This is a genomic window from Streptococcus sp. DD10 (genome assembly GCF_001578805.1).
In the GTDB taxonomy this organism is placed as follows: Bacteria; Bacillota; Bacilli; order Lactobacillales; family Streptococcaceae; genus Streptococcus.
This window is the reverse complement of the sequence record NZ_KQ969171.1, coordinates 1-5,116: the sequence shown is the minus strand read 5'-3', so window position 1 is coordinate 5,116 and position 5,116 is coordinate 1. Positions and strand designations below refer to the sequence as shown.

The following is a 5,116-nucleotide window of genomic DNA, read 5'->3' as shown; positions in this document are numbered from 1 at the left end:
GATAAAAAAAGATAAAAAAAGTGTTGACAGCATAATCAAGACGTGATATACTAATATAGTTGTCGCGTGAGAGACAAGAAGAAGCGACAAAGACCTTTGAAAACTGAACAAGACGAACCAAACGTGCAGGGTTACGAAAGTAACCTGTCAATAAAATAAATCTGTCAGATGGACAGAATGAGTTAAGAACTCAAACAAACATTTTTAATGAGAGTTTGATCCTGGCTCAGGATGAACGCTGGCGGCGTGCCTAATACATGCAAGTAGAACGCTGAAGGAAGGGGCTTGCTTCTTCTGGAAGAGTTGCGAACGGGTGAGTAACGCGTAGGTAACCTGCCTGATAGCGGGGGATAACTATTGGAAACGATAGCTAATACCGCATAACAATTTTTGTTGCATGACAAGAATTTGAAAGGGGCAAATGCTCCACTATCAGATGGACCTGCGTTGTATTAGCTAGTTGGTGAGGTAACGGCTCACCAAGGCGACGATACATAGCCGACCTGAGAGGGTGATCGGCCACACTGGGACTGAGACACGGCCCAGACTCCTACGGGAGGCAGCAGTAGGGAATCTTCGGCAATGGGGGCAACCCTGACCGAGCAACGCCGCGTGAGTGAAGAAGGTTTTCGGATCGTAAAGCTCTGTTGTAAGTAAAGAACGAGTGTGAGAGTGGAAAGTTCACACTGTGACGGTAACTTACCAGAAAGGGACGGCTAACTACGTGCCAGCAGCCGCGGTAATACGTAGGTCCCGAGCGTTATCCGGATTTATTGGGCGTAAAGCGAGCGCAGGCGGTTAGATAAGTCTGAAGTTAAAGGCTGTGGCTTAACCATAGTATGCTTTGGAAACTGTTTAACTTGAGTGCAAGAGGGGAGAGTGGAATTCCATGTGTAGCGGTGAAATGCGTAGATATATGGAGGAACACCTGTGGCGAAAGCGGCTCTCTGGCTTGTAACTGACGCTGAGGCTCGAAAGCGTGGGTAGCGAACAGGATTAGATACCCTGGTAGTCCACGCCGTAAACGATGAGTGCTAGGTGTTAGGCCCTTTCCGGGGCTTAGTGCCGCAGCTAACGCATTAAGCACTCCGCCTGGGGAGTACGACCGCAAGGTTGAAACTCAAAGGAATTGACGGGGGCCCGCACAAGCGGTGGAGCATGTGGTTTAATTCGAAGCAACGCGAAGAACCTTACCAGGTCTTGACATCCCGGTGCCCGTCCTAGAGATAGGATTTTGCTTCGGCACACCGGTGACAGGTGGTGCATGGTTGTCGTCAGCTCGTGTCGTGAGATGTTGGGTTAAGTCCCGCAACGAGCGCAACCCCTATTGTTAGTTGCCATCATTAAGTTGGGCACTCTAGCGAGACTGCCGGTAATAAACCGGAGGAAGGTGGGGATGACGTCAAATCATCATGCCCCTTATGACCTGGGCTACACACGTGCTACAATGGCTGGTACAACGAGTCGCAAGTCGGTGACGGCAAGCTAATCTCTTAAAGCCAGTCTCAGTTCGGATTGTAGGCTGCAACTCGCCTACATGAAGTCGGAATCGCTAGTAATCGCGGATCAGCACGCCGCGGTGAATACGTTCCCGGGCCTTGTACACACCGCCCGTCACACCACGAGAGTTTGTAACACCCGAAGTCGGTGAGGTAACCTATTAGGAGCCAGCCGCCTAAGGTGGGATAGATGATTGGGGTGAAGTCGTAACAAGGTAGCCGTATCGGAAGGTGCGGCTGGATCACCTCCTTTCTAAGGAAACACGGAATGTACGTTTGGGTCTTGTTTAGTTTTGAGAGGTCTTGTGGGGCCTTAGCTCAGCTGGGAGAGCGCCTGCTTTGCACGCAGGAGGTCAGCGGTTCGATCCCGCTAGGCTCCATTAACAACGATAGAAAGTTGTTAAGAGAATGCACATTGAAAATTGAATATCTATATCAAATAGTAACAAGAAAATAAACCGAAAACGCTGTAAGTATTTAATGAGTTTTCTAATTTGAAAGAATTAGGTTAATAAGGTTAAGTTAATAAGGGCGCACGGTGGATGCCTTGGCACTAGGAGCCGAAGAAGGACGTGACAAACGACGATATGCCTTGGGGAGCTGTAAGTAAGCGAAGATCCAGGGATTTCCGAATGGGGGAACCCACTAGCTGATGGCTAGTACCCATATCTGTTAAGGATATGAGGAGGAAGACGCAGTGAACTGAAACATCTAAGTAGCTGCAGGAAGAGAAAGCAAAAGCGATTGCCTTAGTAGCGGCGAGCGAAACGGCAGGAGGGCAAACCGAAGAGTTTACTCTTCGGGGTTGTAGGACTGCAACGTGGACTTAAAGATTATAGAAGAATGACATGGGAAGGTCAGCCAAAGAGAGTGAGAGCCTCGTATTTTAAATAGTCTTTATACCTAGCAGAATCCTGAGTACGGCGGGACACGCGAAATCCCGTCGGAATCTGGGAGGACCATCTCCCAACCCTAAATACTCCCTAGTGACCGATAGTGAACCAGTACCGTGAGGGAAAGGTGAAAAGCACCCCGGGAGGGGAGTGAAATAGAACCTGAAACCGTGTGCCTACAACAAGTTCGAGCCCGTTAATGGGTGAGAGCGTGCCTTTTGTAGAATGAACCGGCGAGTTACGTTATGATGCGAGGTTAAGTTGAAGAGACGGAGCCGTAGGGAAACCGAGTCTGAATAGGGCGCTTTAGTATCATGACGTAGACCCGAAACCATGTGACCTACCCATGAGCAGGTTGAAGGTGCGGTAAGACGCACTGGAGGACCGAACCAGGGCACGTTGAAAAGTGCTTGGATGACTTGTGGGTAGCGGAGAAATTCCAAACGAACTTGGAGATAGCTGGTTCTCTCCGAAATAGCTTTAGGGCTAGCGTCGACATAAAGATTCTTGGAGGTAGAGCACTGTTTGGGTGCGGGGTCCATCTCGGATTACCAATCTCAGATAAACTCCGAATGCCAATGAATTATGGTCGGCAGTCAGACTGCGAGTGCTAAGATCCGTAGTCGAAAGGGAAACAGCCCAGACCACCAGCTAAGGTCCCAAAATAATTGTTAAGTGGAAAAGGATGTGGGGTTGCACAGACAACTAGGATGTTAGCTTAGAAGCAGCTATTCATTCAAAGAGTGCGTAATAGCTCACTAGTCGAGTGACCCTGCGCCGAAAATGTACCGGGGCTAAAACAATTTACCGAAGCTGTGGATACCTTTAATAGGTATGGTAGGAGAGCGTTCTATGTGTGGAGAAGGTGTACCGTGAGGAGCGCTGGAACGCATAGAAGTGAGAATGCCGGTATGAGTAGCGAAAGACAGGTGAGAATCCTGTCCACCGTAAGACTAAGGTTTCCAGGGGAAGGCTCGTCCGCCCTGGGTTAGTCGGGACCTAAGGAGAGACCGAAAGGTGTATCCGATGGCCAACAGGTTGATATTCCTGTACTAGAGTATGTAGTGATGGAGGGACGCAGTAGGCTAACTAAAGCGTGCGACTGGAAGTGCACGTCTAAGCAGTGAGGTGTGAATTGAGTTAAATGCTTAGTTCTATAACATTGAGCTGTGATGGGGAGCGAAGTTTAGTAGCGAAGTTAGTGACGTCACACTGCCAAGAAAAGCTTCTAGCGTTAATCATACTCTACCCGTACCGCAAACCGACACAGGTAGTCGAGGCGAGTAGCCTCAGGTGAGCGAGAGAACTCTCGTTAAGGAACTCGGCAAAATGACCCCGTAACTTCGGGAGAAGGGGTGCTGACTTTAAGTCAGCCGCAGTGAATAGGCCCAAGCAACTGTTTATCAAAAACACAGCTCTCTGCTAAATCGTAAGATGATGTATAGGGGGTGACGCCTGCCCGGTGCTGGAAGGTTAAGAGGAGGGTTTAGCGAAAGCGAAGATCTGAATTGAAGCCCCAGTAAACGGCGGCCGTAACTATAACGGTCCTAAGGTAGCGAAATTCCTTGTCGGGTAAGTTCCGACCCGCACGAAAGGCGTAATGATTTGGGCACTGTCTCAACGAGAGACTCGGTGAAATTTTAGTACCTGTGAAGATGCAGGTTACCCGCGACAGGACGGAAAGACCCCATGGAGCTTTACTGCAGTTTGATATTGAGTGTCTGTGCCACATGTACAGGATAGGTAGGAGCCTATGAGATCGGGACGCCAGTTTCGATGGAGGCGTTGTTGGGATACTACCCTTGTGTTATGGCCACTCTAACCCGGATAGGTGATCCCTATCGGAGACAGTGTCTGACGGGCAGTTTGACTGGGGCGGTCGCCTCCTAAAAGGTAACGGAGGCGCCCAAAGGTTCCCTCAGATTGGTTGGAAATCAATCGCAGAGTGTAAAGGTATAAGGGAGCTTGACTGCGAGAGCTACAACTCGAGCAGGGACGAAAGTCGGGCTTAGTGATCCGGTGGTTCCGTATGGAAGGGCCATCGCTCAACGGATAAAAGCTACCCTGGGGATAACAGGCTTATCTCCCCCAAGAGTTCACATCGACGGGGAGGTTTGGCACCTCGATGTCGGCTCGTCGCATCCTGGGGCTGTAGTCGGTCCCAAGGGTTGGGCTGTTCGCCCATTAAAGCGGCACGCGAGCTGGGTTCAGAACGTCGTGAGACAGTTCGGTCCCTATCCGTCGCGGGCGTAGGAAATTTGAGAGGATCTGCTCCTAGTACGAGAGGACCAGAGTGGACTTACCGCTGGTGTACCAGTTGTCTCGCCAGAGGCATCGCTGGGTAGCTATGTAGGGAAGGGATAAACGCTGAAAGCATCTAAGTGTGAAACCCACCTCAAGATGAGATTTCCCATGATTATATATCAGTAAGAGCCCTGAGAGAAGATCAGGTAGATAGGTTAGGAGTGGAAGTTGTGTGAGCAATGGAGCGGACTAATACTAATAGCTCGAGGACTTATCCAAGATAAGTTACGATAAAGTAACTGAGAGATATTTACAGAGAGTTTATTTTATGTTATACTATAGGTATTCAATTTTGAGTAGGTATTACTCATAGTTAAGTGACGATAGCCTAGGAGATACACCTGTACCCATACCGAACACAGTAGTTAAGCCCTAGAACGCCGGAAGTAGTTGGGGGTTGCCCCCTGTGAGATATGGAAG

The 5,116-nt window shown here is 49.4% G+C and carries 1 tRNA gene and 3 rRNA genes; all 4 read left to right on the top strand.

From position 1 onward, the window contains the following. Positions 1-203: 203 nt before the first annotated feature. A 16S ribosomal RNA gene (locus STRDD10_RS09850) occupies positions 204-1,752 on the top strand. Between the two features lie 54 nt (positions 1,753-1,806). Then, positions 1,807-1,879: transfer RNA gene (locus STRDD10_RS09845), tRNA-Ala, on the top strand. Positions 1,880-2,014: 135 nt separating this feature from the next. Further along, positions 2,015-4,915: ribosomal RNA gene (locus STRDD10_RS09840) — 23S ribosomal RNA — on the top strand. 94 nt (positions 4,916-5,009) lie between these two features. Continuing rightward, positions 5,010-5,116, top strand: a 5S ribosomal RNA gene (rrf, locus tag STRDD10_RS09835); the annotation flags it as partial.